This is a genomic window from Lapillicoccus sp. (assembly GCF_025353065.1).
Classification (GTDB): Bacteria; Actinomycetota; Actinomycetes; order Actinomycetales; family Dermatophilaceae; genus Lapillicoccus.
This window is the reverse complement of the sequence record NZ_JANXRJ010000209.1, coordinates 15,120-27,903: the sequence shown is the minus strand read 5'-3', so window position 1 is coordinate 27,903 and position 12,784 is coordinate 15,120. Positions and strand designations below refer to the sequence as shown.

Annotated in this window: 15 protein-coding genes; 10 read left to right on the top strand and 5 right to left on the bottom strand. The window is 71.2% G+C overall.

All coding sequences use genetic code 11. From position 1 onward, the window contains the following. Both Q0R63_RS16070 and Q0R63_RS16065 read right to left on the bottom strand, forming a co-directional pair. Positions 1-595 (bottom strand): histidine phosphatase family protein (locus tag Q0R63_RS16070; protein WP_295699409.1); only part of this gene is annotated, 595 nt, incomplete at its 3' end. Positions 596-799: 204 nt separating this feature from the next. Next, entirely contained in the window at positions 800-2,188 is a 1,389-nt protein-coding gene (locus Q0R63_RS16065; RefSeq protein ID WP_295699406.1) for an MFS transporter, read from the bottom strand. Positions 2,189-2,247: 59 nt separating this feature from the next. Between Q0R63_RS16065 and Q0R63_RS16060 the strand changes: the two genes are divergently transcribed. Then, a complete protein-coding gene (locus tag Q0R63_RS16060) occupies positions 2,248-2,766 on the top strand; it encodes a helix-turn-helix domain-containing protein (RefSeq protein WP_295699401.1) in 519 nt (172 codons plus the stop codon). Positions 2,767-2,973: 207 nt separating this feature from the next. Here Q0R63_RS16060 and Q0R63_RS16055 read toward each other — a convergent pair whose 3' ends face one another. Beyond that, the gene (locus tag Q0R63_RS16055) at positions 2,974-3,351 is read right to left on the bottom strand and encodes a VOC family protein (RefSeq protein ID WP_295699397.1); all 378 of its coding nucleotides are present in this window, start codon (positions 3,349-3,351) and stop codon (positions 2,974-2,976) included. A gap of 33 nt (positions 3,352-3,384) precedes the next feature. Then, positions 3,385-4,068, bottom strand: a complete 684-nt coding sequence (locus tag Q0R63_RS16050) for a TetR/AcrR family transcriptional regulator (protein WP_295699395.1) — start codon at positions 4,066-4,068, stop codon at positions 3,385-3,387. 98 nt (positions 4,069-4,166) lie between these two features. On the opposite strand from Q0R63_RS16050, the gene Q0R63_RS16045 reads away from it, so the two are divergent. The 9 genes from Q0R63_RS16045 to Q0R63_RS16005 all read left to right on the top strand — a co-directional run bounded on the left by Q0R63_RS16045 (position 4,167) and on the right by Q0R63_RS16005 (position 12,429). After that, entirely contained in the window at positions 4,167-4,679 is a 513-nt protein-coding gene (locus Q0R63_RS16045) for an SRPBCC family protein (protein WP_295699392.1), read from the top strand. Continuing rightward, positions 4,648-5,553 (top strand): NAD(P)H-binding protein, encoded by a 906-nt coding sequence (locus Q0R63_RS16040; protein WP_295699414.1) that lies wholly within the window; start codon positions 4,648-4,650, stop codon positions 5,551-5,553. The genes Q0R63_RS16045 and Q0R63_RS16040 overlap by 32 nt, the downstream gene beginning before the upstream one ends. A gap of 125 nt (positions 5,554-5,678) precedes the next feature. Beyond that, positions 5,679-6,890 (top strand): histidine kinase, encoded by a 1,212-nt coding sequence (locus Q0R63_RS16035; RefSeq protein WP_295699390.1) that lies wholly within the window; start codon positions 5,679-5,681, stop codon positions 6,888-6,890. Next, positions 6,887-7,576, top strand: a complete 690-nt coding sequence (locus tag Q0R63_RS16030; protein ID WP_295699388.1) for a response regulator transcription factor — start codon at positions 6,887-6,889, stop codon at positions 7,574-7,576. The genes Q0R63_RS16035 and Q0R63_RS16030 overlap by 4 nt, the downstream gene beginning before the upstream one ends. Positions 7,577-7,710: 134 nt before the next feature. Continuing rightward, complete coding sequence (locus Q0R63_RS16025) at positions 7,711-8,664, top strand: ATP-binding cassette domain-containing protein (RefSeq protein WP_295699385.1); 954 nt, start codon at positions 7,711-7,713, stop codon at positions 8,662-8,664. Further along, entirely contained in the window at positions 8,664-9,569 is a 906-nt protein-coding gene (locus Q0R63_RS16020; protein WP_295699380.1) for an ABC transporter permease subunit, read from the top strand. The genes Q0R63_RS16025 and Q0R63_RS16020 overlap by 1 nt, the downstream gene beginning before the upstream one ends. Positions 9,570-9,678: 109 nt before the next feature. Then, complete coding sequence (locus Q0R63_RS16015; RefSeq protein ID WP_295699378.1) at positions 9,679-10,059, top strand: DUF6069 family protein; 381 nt, start codon at positions 9,679-9,681, stop codon at positions 10,057-10,059. A 27-nt stretch (positions 10,060-10,086) separates the two neighbouring features. Next, positions 10,087-10,668: a hypothetical protein gene (locus Q0R63_RS16010; protein WP_295699375.1), complete on the top strand. Its 582-nt coding sequence runs from the start codon at positions 10,087-10,089 to the stop codon at positions 10,666-10,668. A gap of 69 nt (positions 10,669-10,737) precedes the next feature. Continuing rightward, entirely contained in the window at positions 10,738-12,429 is a 1,692-nt protein-coding gene (locus Q0R63_RS16005) for a long-chain-fatty-acid--CoA ligase (protein WP_295699372.1), read from the top strand. Positions 12,430-12,462: 33 nt separating this feature from the next. Here the strand turns inward: Q0R63_RS16005 and Q0R63_RS16000 are convergent, their stop codons facing one another. Beyond that, the gene (locus tag Q0R63_RS16000; RefSeq protein WP_295699370.1) at positions 12,463-12,684 is read right to left on the bottom strand and encodes a hypothetical protein; all 222 of its coding nucleotides are present in this window, start codon (positions 12,682-12,684) and stop codon (positions 12,463-12,465) included. Positions 12,685-12,784 lie beyond the last annotated feature (100 nt).

The following is a 12,784-nucleotide window of genomic DNA, read 5'->3' as shown; positions in this document are numbered from 1 at the left end:
CGTTGCCGCCGGCACCGAGCTGACCGAGCTGGCCGAGCTGGCCGAGCTGGCCGAGCTGGCCGAGCTGGCCGAGCTGGCCGAGCTGACCGAGCTGACCGAGCTGACCGAGCTGACCGAGCTGACCGAGCTGACCGAGCTGGCCGAGCTGGCCGAGCTGGTCGAGCTGCCTCGTGATCGGTCTCCCGAGGAGGTGACAGAGCAGCAGCGTCCCGACGGCGCCGTGGGCGACGACGAGGACGTCACCGGCACCGGAGCGTTCATCGGCGAGGAGCTCGGTGACTGCGGTGACGATCCGGCCCTGCGCGTCCACGGCGCGCTCCCAGCCGCGGACGCTGACCTCGGGTCGCGCGAAGAACTCGTCGGCTACGGCCTCGAACTCGTACGGAAGCAGGAATCCCGTTGCGCTGCGGTCGTTCTCGCCGAGATCCCACCGCTCCAGGATCGTTATGCCGGTCTCGCCCGCGATGAGGGCCGCGGTCTCCCGCGCCTTCGTCTCCGTGCTGCACCAGATCGAGGTCACCTCGTCGAGGAGTCTCGCCCGGGCGAAGGCCTCCGCGCGGGTGCGGCCGACGTCGGACAGGCCCCACTGCGGCACCGGGACCGTCGCGTCGATGCATACCAGGGGGGTGTGTGAGGAACCACAGCGTGGCCATGCGCTCACCCTGCCGCATCCCACCCCCCCACCTCCGTTCCAAGCACACGTTTTGTCAAGTCCCTGGGTCTCCGAGAGCCAGAAACTTGACAAAACGTGTGCTTGGAACGAGAGGGGGGATGGGGGCCGCTGGATCCTGGCCCGACGCTAGTCCTGCACGCCCACCTCGGCACGCTCTGACAAGGTCGGTCGCGCAGGCACCCGACGCCGGAACGACTCGCACACCGCCACGACCAGGACGCAGACGAGAGTGAGCGCGAGGGCGACGAGGAGCGCGTGGTCCCAGTTGTGGAGAAGCTGCGACGGCGACTCGGTGCCCGTCCTGCTGGTGAGGACGGCGACGACGGTCACGCCGATGGCGGCGCCGAAGTAGCGGCTGGTGTTGTTGATCCCGCTCCCGACCCCGGCCAGCGCGGCCGGGACGCTGGCCACCGCCTCCCGGCCGAGGGTCGCGTTCACGACCCCGGTGCCGACACCCGCGACGACGAGCGCGAGGACGAGCCGCAGCGGCGACGTCGTGGTCGTCAGGTGGAGCAGCAGGGCCATGCCGGCGACGATGACGACCATGCCGCCCACGAGACGGACCGCGCCCGAGATCCGTTCCGGGAGCTGCTTGGTCAGCAAAGAGGTGACGATGCTCAGCGCCGGCCAGGCGAACAGCACCCACGCCGCTTCGACCGGGGACAGGCCGAGGGCCCGCTGGCCGAGGGTCGCGAGGTAGGACACGACGGAGATGATGCCGAGCCCGGCACCGAGTGCGCCGACCGTGGCAGCGAGCAGCGCCGGGTCGCGGAACAGCGTCAGCGGCATCATCGGCGAGGCCGAGCGGGCCTGCACGACAAGGAAGCCCGCGAGCATGAAGACACCGACGACCATGAGCGTCACGGGGACGAGGTCGAGGCCCTGCCTGCTCTCGGTCAGGCCGGCGAGGAAGACGGCGAGGCCCCCGGCGAGCAGGACGATGCCGAGCGTGTCGAGCCGCTTGCGACGACCTACCCGCGACTCGGCCACCCCACGCACCGCCGCGATGGCGACGGCGAGACCGGCAAGGGCGATGACGGCATACGCGATCCGCCAGGGGACGGTGACGGCGAGCAGCGGCCCGAGTCCGATGCCCGCCGCGAGCCCTGCTCCCCAGATGCCGCTCGCGGTCGCGCGGTCCAGGCCGGGGGGGACGACATGGCTGATCAGGGCGAGGCTGCAGGCGATCAGGGCGGCGGCGCCGATCCCCTGCAGCAGTCGGCCGACGACGAAGATCGCCGGTCCGGGCGCGACGGCGCCGACGACCGAGGCCAGCGCGATGGCGATCGCCCCGGCGACAAAGACGCGCCGCCGGCCGTAGTCGTCACCGAGTGAGCCGCTCGTCAGCAGAGCGGTGGTGAAGCCCAGGCTCATCGCACTGAGGATCCAGGACTGGCCCGACGGGCTCGTGCCGAGGTCCCGCGCGATCGTCGGGAGGGCACCGAGGGGCGCGGTGTAGGACATCATCGCGACGGTCGTGCCGAGGGTCGCGATGGTGACGGTCCGTCGATGCATGCGCTGGACGCTAGCACTCATGGTCTGGTGATTGAACCATCATGGCTATAGTCACCCGTATGCCGCTGGGTCAGGACTACGCGTCGCAGGAGTGCTCCATCGCCCGCGCCCTCGAGGTCGTCGGGGAGCGCTGGACCCTGCTGGTGGTGCGCGACTGCTTCTTCGGCGTGCGCCGGTTCAGTGACTTCCAGCGACGGCTGGGCATCCCCAGGGCCGTTCTCTCGAGCCGTCTCGCGGATCTCGTCGAGGCGGAGGTGCTCGAGCGCGTCGAGGAGCGGCCGGGCCGTCCGGACTACGCCCTCACCGGCCGGGGCCGCGACCTGTGGCCGGTCGTCCACGCGCTCTACTCCTGGGGCGAGGAGCACGCGACGCCACTCCCGGGCCGCCGAGGTTTCCGGCACGCGGTCTGCGACGTCGAGCTCGACACCCGGGGGCAGTGCCCTACCTGCGGCGAGCTGCCCGGACCCGGCGGGATCGCCATGGTCCCCGGGCCAGCGCTGCGGTCGGGCCCGAACGACGACCGGGCGTCCCGCGCTCTCGCTGCACCGCACCGACTGCTGGAACCGTTGCTGCCATAAGCGATTCGCTCCGGTGGGCCTGTTGACCGGTAGGTGCCCGGTATGCCGCGCCGTCGGCGTCGCATACCGGACTGGCGCCGGTCGACAGTCCCACCCCGGCTCGGGTCAGTGGGTCAATATCGGCACCGCGTTTGATGGTGACGGCGGCGCCGGACGACGGTGGTTACGTCGACTCGGTCTCGGATGCCCAGGGCCAGTGTCAGCGCGTCAGCGGTGGGTGACCGCCTCGACGTTGTGCCCGTCGGGATCGCGCAGGAAGACGGCGTAGTAGCCCTCGTGGTATTCCGGCCAGACCTGCGGCTCGTGGAGGACCTCGGCCCCCGCGGCGACCGCAGCGGCGTGGACCGCATCGACCTCGTCGCGCGACCCGGCTGCGAAGGCGATGTGGTCCTCCCGGGTGTCACCCCGCTCGTTGGGGCTCACCCAGAACCCCGGCATACCGCTGCGGCCGGCGATGCCGACCACCGGTCCGCCGGGCGTCGGCACGCGCATCGCCTCAGCGAACCCGAGAGGCGCACAGACGTTGGTGTAGAACGCTGCTGACGCCTCGACGTCGGCAACCTGGATCCCCACGTGATCGAACATGTCGCCGATCATGGCACCGGAGCAGGACGTTGGCTACCTCGTCGGTGCGCCGACGCCGGACCTCGCGCTCAGCACAGCGAGGGACTCGGCGCGCACGAGCGCGCGCGTATCCAGCCCCATCGAGGCGAAGTTGCCGTCGATGTCGAGGGTCGTCAGTCCATGCAGCCTCGCCCAGTAGGAGACCGCCTCGGGGGCGCGCGCGGCGAGACGGGGCGGCACCTTGTGCCGGCGCATCCACGTCGCGAAGGCCGCCGACCGCCGCCCGGTCGAGGTCGAGGCGCCTGGGTCATCGGCCAGCACCTCGAGCAGGGTTCCCATCGCTGCGTGGGCGGCCTCGACCAGCTGGTCGTCGTGGGCATCGTAGTCGGGCAGCGGCGGGCGATACATCAGCCGGTAGCGGTGCGGCTGCGCTCGCGCCCAGGCGAGGTAGGCCTCGCCGAACGCCACGAGGGTTGCGTCGACTCCCGTCCCGTCCGGATCGCTCACGGCGGCCCTCAGGTGCCCGGCGAAGTCGTCGTAGGCATCGATCACGAGGTCGGTCAGGAGGGCCGACCGACTCGGGAAATAGCGGTAGAGAGCTGGGCCGGTGACCCCCAGCTCACGCCCGATCGCATTGATGGACAGGGCTTCCGGACCACCGTCAGCAATCTGTCTGAGGGCGACGACCTTGATCTCGGCCCGCACCTCCTCCGGCTGCGAATCGCGCCAGCGTCCCATCGTCATCCTCCTTCCTCATCGTCCAGGACTTGACAGTAGCGCGTCGCAGGAGGAAGTTAGACCTTGTAAGTAAGAGGTTCTAACTACTGGAGGATCCGATGAACGCCACCGACACCGCGACCGCGACACCCACGGTCCCGACCACTCCCCCTACCGAGATCGACTCGGCCGCAACCGTGGTCGTCCGTCACAGCATCCACGTCGCCGCGTCACCCGACGCCCTCTGGGCCCTGCACGTCGACGTCGCAGGATGGCCGCGCTGGCACGGCGAGATCACCGTGCAGCACGCCGACGGCCCCCTCGCGGTCGGCCACGACTTCATCTGGACGAGCTACGGCTTCACCGTCACCTCCACGACGTATGCCGTGGGCTCACTCCCCGGCGGCGGTCACCGCTCCCTCTGGGGTGGCACCTCCGACGGCATCACGGGCGTCCACGAGTGGCGGTTCACCCCCGAGTCCGGCGGCACGTTGGTCGAGACGCTGGAGTCCTTCGCGGGACAGCCGATCGAGGCCGACCCCGAGGCGATGCGCGGCGCCCTGAACTCCTCGCTCGAGGCCTCGCTCCAGCACCTCGCCACTGCGGCGATCGACACGGAGACCCGGCGATGAGCACCGTCCTCGTCACGGGGCGACCGGCAACACCGGCGTCCCCATCCTGTCCGGACTCGTCGAGCGAGACGACGTCACGGTGCGCGCCATGGTGCGCCACGCCACCGGCAACGATCTACGGAAGGGCGTGCAGCCGGTCGTCGCCGACTTCGACACCCCCGAGACGATCCGCAGGGCGCTCGAGGGTGTCGACGCGGCATACCTCGTCACGCCGTCCTCGGCGCGCGCCGAGGCCCAGCAGCTGAGCTTCGTGGAGATGGCCGCCGAGGCAGGGGTCAGCCACCTCGTGGTCCTGTCGCAGCTGGGCAGCCGCGAGGACTCCCCGGTCCGTTTCCTGCGCTACCACGCTGCCGTCGAGCGCCGCGTCGACGAGCTGGGCCTGTGCCACACCTTCCTCTGCCCGAACCTCTTCTTCCAGGGGCTCTACGCCATGGCCGGACTGATAACCGCCACAGGTCGATTCGTCGCGCCGATCGGAGACGCGAGAGTCAGTGCCATCGACGTGCGAGACATCGCCGACGTCGCGGTCGCGGCACTCCTCGACGAGGTCGCCCCCAACCAGACGCTCACCCTCACCGGGCCGCGCGCCGTCACGCACGCCGAGATGGCACAGGCCCTCGGCGAGGGACTCGGTCGCGACATCGGCTTCGACGACATCGACCCCCATGCCTTCGCCGTGCTGCTCGAGGGCATCCTGCCGCCCTGGCAGATCGAGGGCACCCTCGAGGACTACGCGCACTACTCGCGGGGCGAGGCCGCAGCGATCACGACCACGGTCCAGGAGATCACGGGTCACCCGGCCCGCGACGTGCGGCAGTTCGCCCACGACTGCGCCGACCGCTTCCGCGCCGCCGTGCCGGCCGAGTCCGCCTGACCCAGCTCGGACCCAGACCGGCCCACTGACTCAGGGTCGAGCCACCCGACTCGGTGCGCACGGGGGGTCGAGCGGCCCGACTCCGAGTCAAGCGCAAGCGGGGGCCACCGCCTTAGAGTGGGGCGGTGCTGTCTGCCATGCCGCTGCGTCGATGGAGCACTGCGCACCCGCTCGTCGTCGACGCGCTGCTGGCGGCCCTGGTCGCCGCGTTCGCCCTCGGTGTCCCAGGGCCCGAGCCCGCGCGGCGGATCCTTGCTCCGGTCGACACCCCCACGACGGTGCTCTGCATCGCCGGCGCGCTCACCCTCGTCGTGCGACGCCGATTCCCCTGGCCGGTGTGGGCCGGGACGACCATCTTCGGGATCATCGGCGCGGCGCTGGTCGCCGGCCCGTCCCGCGCTCTCGTGCCCGCGATCATCGCGGTCTACACCCTGGCCGTCCTCGTCCCCGCGAGGCCGGCGATCGCCGCGGCGGTGCTCACTCCACTCGTGCCGATCGCGATCATCCTCGTCGTCGGCAGCGTCGGTCCGCTCGAGGCCTTCGCTTTCGGCCTCGGGCCCTGGAGCGCACTGGCCGCCGTGACGGGGATCGCCGTCCGCAGCCAGCGGGCCGTCATCGCAGCGGCGCACGAGCGCGTCCGCCTGGCCGAAGAGACCCGCGAGGAGGAGGCGCGCCGTCGGGTCTCGGAGGAACGGCTGCGGATCGCCCGCGACCTGCACGATGTCGTCGCCCACCACATCGCCGTGATCAACGTCCAGGCCGGGGTGGCCTCGCACCTGATGCGGAGTGACCCGGAGCAGGCGGCCATCGCGCTCGGGCACGTCCGGGAGGCCGGCCGCGTCGTCCTCGAGGAGATCCCCGGCCTGCTCGGGCTGCTGCGGGCCGACGAGCCCGGCGCGTATGCCGCGGACGGGCAGCCGGGCGCGGCCACCGCCCCGGCGCCACGGCTCGCCGACCTGCCTCGCCTGGTCGAGGAGGCCCGCCGGTCGGGCCTGCAGGTGACGACCCAGCGGTCGGGCACCCCGCTGGAGTTCGGTCCGGGAGCCGAGCTCACGGCATACCGGATCGTGCAGGAGGCCCTCACCAACGCGGCCCGGCACGGCGCCGGCGCAGCCCTGCTCACGGAGTCCTACGACGCGCGGGGGTGCACGATCGAGGTCCGGAACCGGATGTCCGACAGCGGGATTGGGGCACGCGTGAGCGGGCAGCACGGTCTCACCGGGATGCGGGAGCGCGCCTCCTCGACCGGCGGCACGCTGACGCTCGGACCCGACGGGCCGGACGACTGGCAGGTCAGCTATCGCCTCGACACGCGCCCCTCGGGAGGCTCGGTGTGACCACCCGCGTGCGCGTGCTCGTCGCCGACGACCAGAGCCTGATCCGTAAGGGATTCGCCGTGCTGGTCGGCAGCTCCGACGACCTCGAGGTCGTCGGCGAAGCCCTCGACGGGGCGGACGCCGTCCGCCAGACCCGGGCGCTGCGACCGGACGTCGTCCTCATGGACATCCGGATGCCGGGCACCGACGGGCTGTCCGCGACGGAGCAGATCACCTCCGACCCCGCCCTCGCCGACGTGCGGGTGCTCGTCCTCACGACCTTCGAGACGGACGACTACGTCGTCGCGGCGCTCCGGGCCGGGGCGAGCGGTTTCCTCGGCAAGGGGGTGGAGCCCGAGGAGCTCATCGCGGGCATCCGGCTCGTCGCCGCGGGTGAGGCGCTGCTCTCCCCGCGGGCCACCCGGTCGCTCATCGCCCGTGTCGTCGGCCAACCTGCCGAGGTCGCCGACGCCGTGCCCGACACCACCCTCGACGCGCTGACCGACCGGGAGCGGGAGGTGATGGTGCTCGTGGCCCAGGGTCTGGCCAACGACGCCATCGCCGTGCGGCTGCACCTCTCGCCGCTGACGGCGAAGACCCACGTCAACCGGGCGATGACCAAGCTCGGGGCACGCGACCGGGCGCAGCTCGTCGTGCTCGCCTACCGGTCGGGGCTCGTGCGGCCGGGCGAAGCGGATCCTGCCTGAGGGCGCCGGACGCCGGCGTGGGCTACGACGGCATACCGCGGGTGCGGTACTCGCCTCGCCTACCTGGGGAGGATGTGCGAGCGCGGCGACCCGGCCAGTCTTGAGGGACACCAACGAGATCGAAGGTTTCCCTCATGATCGAGGTCCAGCAGCTGCGCAAGGTCTACGGCGACGTCGTCGCCGTCGATTCCATCGACTTCACCGTGGAGCCGGGTGTCGTGACCGGCTTCCTCGGCCCCAACGGCGCCGGCAAGTCCACGACGATGCGGATGATCCTCGGCCTCGACCGGCCGACGAGCGGGAGGGCGCTGGTCAACGGCCGCCCCTACGTCGACGCGCCGGCACCCATGGCCGAGCTCGGCGCCCTGCTCGACGCGAAGTCCGTCGACAAGGGTCGCAGCGCCCGCAACCACCTGCTCGCCCTCGGCGCGACCGTCGGGGTCGGGAAGGCCCGCGTCGACCAGGTCCTCGAGACCGTGGGGTTGACCGAGGTCGCGCGGCAGGCCGCGGGGTCGTTCTCCCTCGGGATGAGCCAGCGTCTGGGGATGGCCAGCGCCCTGCTCGCCGACCCGGACGTCCTCATCCTCGACGAGCCGGTCAACGGCCTCGACCTCGACGGGATCCAGTGGATCCGGGCCCTGCTCACCGAGCTGGCGGACGAGGGGCGCACCGTCCTGCTGTCGTCGCACCTCATGAGCGAGATGCAGCTCGTCGCCGACCACCTCGTCGTGATCGGCCGGGGCCGGATCCTCGCGGACGCGTCGATGACCGACTTCATCGCCCGCTCCTCCGACGACCGGGTCCGCGTGGTGTCACCCGACGCGGCGCGGCTGGCCGACCTGCTGGCCGGCGACACCGTGACGATCACGTCGCGCGAGGCGGGCCAGCTCGACGTGTCCGGGGTCGGCGCGCCGCGGATCGGCGAGATCGCCGCGCAGCACGGCCTCGTCCTGCACGCCCTGACCCCCGCGGTCGCCTCGCTCGAGTCGGCCTACCTCGAACTCACCCGCGACGCCGTGGACTACGTCGGCAGCGTCCAGCACGGACACGCGGACGAACCCACCACCGATGCAGGAAAGGCAGCCTGATGACCACCACCGAGAGCCTCGCCGTTGACGGCGTGATCTCCGAAACACATTCACGCACAACGGTTGTGGGGTCGGCTGCCGGAAGACACCGGGCCGGCGCGAACGATGGTGAGCACGCGGCATACCGGCTGACGCTGGGGCGCGTGCTCCGCTCGGAGTGGATCAAGCTGCGCTCGCTGCGCGGCACCTGGCTCGGCCTCGGTGCCGTGCTCGTCGTGATGGTCGGCATCGGGGTGATCGCGGCCGCCGTGTCGATCAACAGGGTGGCGAGCGGGGGCGGAGGGGGCCCACGAGCCGAGGGTCCGCTGGCCACCGTGCTCCTCGGGGCCAACTTCGGTGTGCTGCTGCTCGGGGTCATCGGGTGCCTCGCCGGGGCCCGCGAGTATGCCTCGCGGATGATCACGGCGACCGTCGCCGCCGTGCCGCGGCGGTGGCCGGTCGTCTTCGGCAAGGCGACGGTGCTCGGGGCCGTCGTCCTGCCGGTCGCGCTGGTCGGGGTCTTCGGCGCGTTCTTCCTCGGGATGGCCACCCTCTCGCGAGGTGGCGCCGCGACCGTCGCGCTGTCCGGCAGCGGCGTCCTGAGATCCATCATCGGGATGGCGCTCTACCTCGCCGCGATCGCACTGCTCGGCCTCGGGCTCGGCATCATCATGCGCAGTGCGGCAGCCAGCATCGGGACGCTCATCGGTGGGGTCATCATCCTGCCGGGCATCGCCGGCGCACTGCTCCCGGCCAGCTGGAGCGAGATCCTCAAGTACCTGCCGACGAATGCCGCCGCCTCCTTCACCTCGGTGACACCCCCGGCCACCGATCTCAGCGCCGGAGCGGGCGCCGTCGTGCTGATCGCCTGGGTCGTCCTCGCGCTCGGCGCCGCCACCGTGGCCATCCGCCGGCGCGACGTCTGAAGCGTTTCCTCACCGCCCGTCCAACGCCCGACCCCCGCACCTTCCCCCCTCTGAAACGGAGTTCGAGATGAGCACGCCAACCGATCTGTCTGCACCCACGACCACTGGTATGGAAGTTGCTCGTGTCGGGGCCCTTGCCGCCGTGGGATCCGTCATCGCCGTCGAGATCGTCGCCGTCATCGGCAAGGCGCTCGGCGCACCGGAGGTCAGCGCCCTCACGGCCGCGCCGCTCGCCGTCTTCACCGTCGTCGGTGTCGCGGTGGCCACCGTCGCCTGGGTCCTGCTCGGACGCCGGCCCAACGGCGGGCAGCTGCTCCGGGTGCTCGTCCCCATCGTCCTGGTGGTCTCGTTCGTGCCCGACCTGCTGCTCGGGGTCGGCGGCACGGCCTGGAGCTCGGTGGCGACCCTGATCGTCGCGCACACCGCGGTGTTCCTCGTGACGATTCCGGTGTTCGTGCGGTTGCTGAGCCCGTCGCGCCTCACCCGCTGACCCGCGTCCGATCCATAGGCTGTTCGCATGGAGACGACGACGGAGAGCGCTCGGTGGGGCACGCCGTTCTCGGCCGACAGGGGGTTGGGTGATGTCGAGCTGGCCACCGGTCGCGCGCTGTCACCCTTCAGTCAGGCGTCGTGGACAGCAGCCGACAACCTCCTCACGAAGGCAGCCCGCTCCCTGGCTGAAGGTGACGACGACCGGGCGGCAAGACTGGTGCAGCGAGCGGTGTCGCTGCCGTACGACATCCTTGAAGACGGCGCTCCGGCGGCAGTCGCGGTGACGATGATGGTCTTCTCCGAGGTCGTCGACGCGCTCGAGGAGTGCGCCGAGGACGACGAACGGTGGCTCGATGCGGCACTGGACGTCATCGACTCGGGTGGTGACGTCGCCCGGTCGGCGATGCGGGGCGTGCTCGCGGACATCCGGCAGGACTTCGAGATCAGTCGGAGTGAGACACGGCGCATCGACGCGGCCCTCAGGGGGATCCCCCCGCGGACGGAGCTGCGCGAGCAGGGTCAGGTCCCTGCCGAGCAGCTCGCGGGGCAGGTGACGGAGACGCTGCGACTGGTGATCGCGTATGCCGCGGCGCTCGCACAGGCCTAGCCGAGGACGGCGGTACGGTGACGACATCCCCGAACCCGCCGTGCCCACGGCAGTGAGGAAGTCTTCGTCATGGCGGCTCAGGAACCCGTATGGGCGTCGTCCTACGGACCCGGTGTGCCACTCCATCTCGACCACGGGGACACGACGCTGATCGACCAGCTCGAGGCCACGGTCGCTCGGTGGCCCGACCGCCGAGCGCTGGACTTCCTCGGGGCGGGGACGACGTGGGGCGAGGTCGGCGAGCGGGTCGACAGGGTGTCTGAGGGACTGCGCCGGCTCGGTGTCGGCGCCGGCGACAACGTCGCCCTCCTCATGCCCAACTGCCCGCAGCACGTCATCGCCTTCTTCGCGGTGCTGCGCCTCGGTGCCACAGTGGTCGAGCACAACCCCCTCTACACCGCCGGTGAGCTCCGTCACCCGTTCGTCGACCACGCGGCCAGGGTCGCCATCGTCTGGGACAAGGTGGTCCCGGTGATCGAGGAACTTCGCGGCACCTCCAGCGTCGAGCACGTCGTGGCGGTCGACCTCACCTCCGAGCTTCCGCTGCTCAAGCGCCTGGCGCTGCGGCTCCCCCTCGCGAAGGCCCGCGCCGCCCGCGAGCAGCTGACGTCCCCGGCGCCGGGTGCGATCCCGTGGCGGGACCTCCTCACGTCGCCACCTCTCGACGCCTCGCACCATCGACCCGAGGCCGACGACGTCGCCCTGCTGCTCTACACGTCCGGCACGACCGGCGTGCCCAAGGGCGTCCCGCTGCGTCATCGCAACCTCGTCGCCAATGTCGAGCAGGGCCGGGCCTGGGTGCCGGGCCTGGACGAGGGCCGCGAGACCTTCCTGCTCGCCCTTCCGCTGTTCCACGCCTACGGCGTCACCGTCGGGATCCTCGTCGGCACCAGCTTGGGCGCCACCCTCGTGCTGCTGCCCAAACCGGAGATCGGTCTGCTCATGGAGGCGATCGAGCGGCAGATCCCGACCTTCGTGCCGGCGGTGCCGCCCCTCTACGAGCGGCTCGTCACCGAAGCCGAGCGACGAGGCCTGTCGTTGCAAGGAATTCGCTACGGCCTCTCGGGCGCTATGCCGCTGCCGGCCGAGCTCGTCGAGCGCTGGGAGGCTGCAACCGGAGGGCTGCTCGTCGAGGGCTACGGTCTCACCGAGACCTCGCCGGTGATCGTCGGCAACCCGATGACGACCGAGCGTCGGCCCGGGTCGATCGGTGTGCCGTTCCCCGACGTCGACGTGCGCGTCGCCGACGTGGAGGACCTCGACCGGGAGGTCCCGCTCGGTGACCGCGGCGAGCTGATCGTGCGTGGTCCGCAGGTGTTCGACGGCTACCGCGGTATGCCGGACGAGACGGCGGCCGCTTTCCACGACGGGTGGTTCCGCACGGGCGACATCGTGACGATGGACGAGCGGGGGTTCCTCACGGTCGTCGACCGCATCAAGGAGGTGATCATCACCGGCGGCTTCAACGTCTACCCCTCCGAGGTCGAGGCCGTACTCCGTTCGCACGACGGGGTGCTCGACGTCGCGGTCGTGGGCCTACCGTCCGCGGGCGGGAGCGAGGAGGTGGTGGCCGCGGTCGTGCTGGTCGACGGTCTGGAGCGGCTTCCCGAGGATCTCGGCGCGCATGCGCGCGAGTCGCTCGCGGCATACAAGGTCCCGCGGCGGTTCGTCGTGGTCGAGGAGCTGCCCCTCAATGCGATGGGCAAGGTCGTGCGCCGCGAGGTGGCGAAGACCCTCAGTCAGAGCGGTTCCGGCCGCTGAGCCAGGCGTCGATGGGCCGCTCCCTCGGTCAGCTCACGACCTCTGCCCACCCGGCCGGTATGCCGCGACGAGGTCTTCCAGGTCGGCCTGCCGGAGCGGTTTCTGCTTGAGGGTGAAGAGCTCGTTGGTGCGCCAAGCGCCGATGCGGCGACCCGTGCGTCGCCCATGTGAATCCTTTCGTGCCGCGGAAACACCTCGCTCGGAGCTCTGCGTCTGCGGCAGGTCGTAGACCCAGAGCCGCTCTGTCGAGGGCACACCGGGGGCGGGCGACCTTCTTCCCCTGTGAGTAGAAGATGCCCGTCGGCAGCCGGAGCATCGTGTGGAGGTCGAAGTCGGTAGCGGTGGACGGGGCGGA